Annotated in this window: 3 protein-coding genes; 1 reads left to right on the top strand and 2 read right to left on the bottom strand. The window is 27.2% G+C overall.

Annotated elements, in window-relative coordinates; translation table 11 throughout:
* The first annotated feature begins 24 nt into the window (after positions 1–24).
* A complete protein-coding gene (locus tag AJ887_RS06270) occupies positions 25–840 on the top strand; it encodes a DNA adenine methylase (protein WP_070284965.1) in 816 nt (271 codons plus the stop codon).
* A 29-nt stretch (positions 841–869) separates the two neighbouring features.
* Here AJ887_RS06270 and AJ887_RS06275 read toward each other — a convergent pair whose 3' ends face one another.
* Both AJ887_RS06275 and AJ887_RS06280 read right to left on the bottom strand, forming a co-directional pair.
* The gene (locus AJ887_RS06275; protein WP_070284989.1) at positions 870–1157 is read right to left on the bottom strand and encodes a hypothetical protein; all 288 of its coding nucleotides are present in this window, start codon (positions 1155–1157) and stop codon (positions 870–872) included.
* Positions 1158–1216: 59 nt separating this feature from the next.
* Entirely contained in the window at positions 1217–1846 is a 630-nt protein-coding gene (locus AJ887_RS06280; RefSeq protein ID WP_070284972.1) for a S24 family peptidase, read from the bottom strand.
* Between the last annotated feature and the right edge of the window lie 78 nt (positions 1847–1924).

The raw sequence follows: 1924 nt of genomic DNA on the forward strand, positions 1-1924 counted from the left end.
AATTTTATTTTGAAAGGAGTTTGTATGAAAAATAATACAGACAAATTTCTAAAAACTAGCACACTTACTAAACCTACAAGAACTACACTAAAAGCTCCATTTGCTTGGGTGGGTGGTAAAAACTATTTAGCTAAAGAAATCATCGCTTTAATGCCTGAGCATAAAAGCTATATTGAAGTCTTTGGTGGAGCTTTAAGTGTTTTTTATCAAAAAAGCGCTTCAAAAATAGAAGTCATTAACGACATTAACGACGAGCTTATTAATTTACATCTTTGTATAAGAAATAAACCCCAAAGTCTAGCAAATGTGCTTAATTCTATGATAATAAGTAGAAAAATCTTTCATATGCTTAAAAATAAAGAAATTAAGCCAAGAAATGACTTAGAAAGGGCTGCTTTTTATTTTTATCTTATCAGTACTTCTTTTGGATCAAGTATGGGACAATTTGCTATGAGTAAACAAAGAGCACCCAAAAGATTATATAGAGACTTTAGCTTACATACAAAAAGACTTAAAAATGCCAGTATTGAAAATAAAAGCTTTGAATATATTTTAAAAGAATATGATTACAATGAAGCTTTATTTTATTTAGATCCACCTTATGTAGGGACTGAGAATTATTATAAAAACACAGGAGGTTTTGGGCTAAAAGAACATGAACTTTTATGTAATTTGCTTAAAAATATCAAAGGTAAATTTATGCTTTCTTATAATGATTGTGAGCTTATAAGAGAGCTTTATAAAGATTTTAATATTAAGGAATTAAAAGTAAGGTATTCTTTAAATAATAATGTTTTAAAAAGAAAAGAAAGTAAAGAGCTTTTGATTATGAATTTTTAAAAGCTAAGAGAATATTTTTATATTCTCTTTTATTTTAGCAAAGAGCTTAAAAACTTTAGAGCTTCTTTGCTAAAATCTTTATTGCTTTCTTCTAGATACTCTTTATCTAAAATAGCACCGTATTTTAATAAAAGTAAAATCGCTCCAAAATTATTATGAGTTATTGCATAAAACATAGGTTCTTCGCCCATGCATTCTTTAGTTGCACTCATACCATTTTTAAGATATTCTAAAACAAGTTCATTGTTATGGTTGCAAATTGCGTTTATAAATCTTTTGTTAACACCTTGTCTTATGTCTGCTGATACTCTATCCATCTTTATATCCTTTTGTATTGATGAGACAAGATTAGCTTGGCTTAGCTTATTGTGTACTGTTACATCTTAGAAAGTTCTCCAATTACCACACCAATTAGCAAAAAATCTCCATTTTTATAAAATATATCTTTATATAAAGGATTTAAAGAGTGTAAAATCACTCCATCATCTTGTTTTAAAACTTGTTTTATAAAAAGTCCATCTCTAGCATTAATCACACAAATGCTTTTATTTTTAAAAGCCTTATTCCTATCTATTGCACAAATTGAACCATCTTTTATAAGTGGTTCCATACTCTCTCCATAACAAATGATAAACTCACATTCTTTACTTCCAAAAAAGTTTAAAACCTTTTCATCGATGATTAAATCAGAGCTATCAATCAAATCATTTATACCACCTCCACCTAAACTTGCATTTGTTTTATAAAGCTTTAAAATTTTATATTTATTCTCACATTCTAATTGATCTTTTGGGGAACTTCCATAGAAGAAATAATTAATGCTTATATTCCTCTCATTTAAAAAGTTTAGGATTTGTGGATAAGGAATGGAGTTTCTAAATTTCATAGAATTAAAAGTATCAGGATGGATGCCTAATTCTTTAGCTATATCTTTGGTTTTTAAATCTCTTTTGCCTTCACTTGCAAGTATATCTTTTAATTTTTCAATCACTTCTTGCATTTGCATTTTAATTCCTTTGATTTTAATTTCAAAGAATTTAAACATAAAATTTCAAAAAGCAATTAAAAACTTTTGATTTGAAAG

This window comes from Campylobacter sp. BCW_6466 (genome assembly GCF_001762835.1).
Taxonomy (GTDB): domain Bacteria; phylum Campylobacterota; class Campylobacteria; order Campylobacterales; family Campylobacteraceae; genus Campylobacter_D; species Campylobacter_D jejuni.

Bases quoted from the DNA above. Each gene is read 5' to 3' on its own strand.
- AJ887_RS06280 (WP_070284972.1), bottom strand. From the start codon at position 1,846: ATGCAAATGCAAGAAGTGATTGAAAAATTAAAAGATATACTTGCAAGT.
- AJ887_RS06270 (WP_070284965.1), top strand. From the start codon at position 25: ATGAAAAATAATACAGACAAATTTCTAAAAACTAGCACACTTACTAAA.
- AJ887_RS06275 (WP_070284989.1), bottom strand. From the start codon at position 1,157: ATGGATAGAGTATCAGCAGACATAAGACAAGGTGTTAACAAAAGATTT.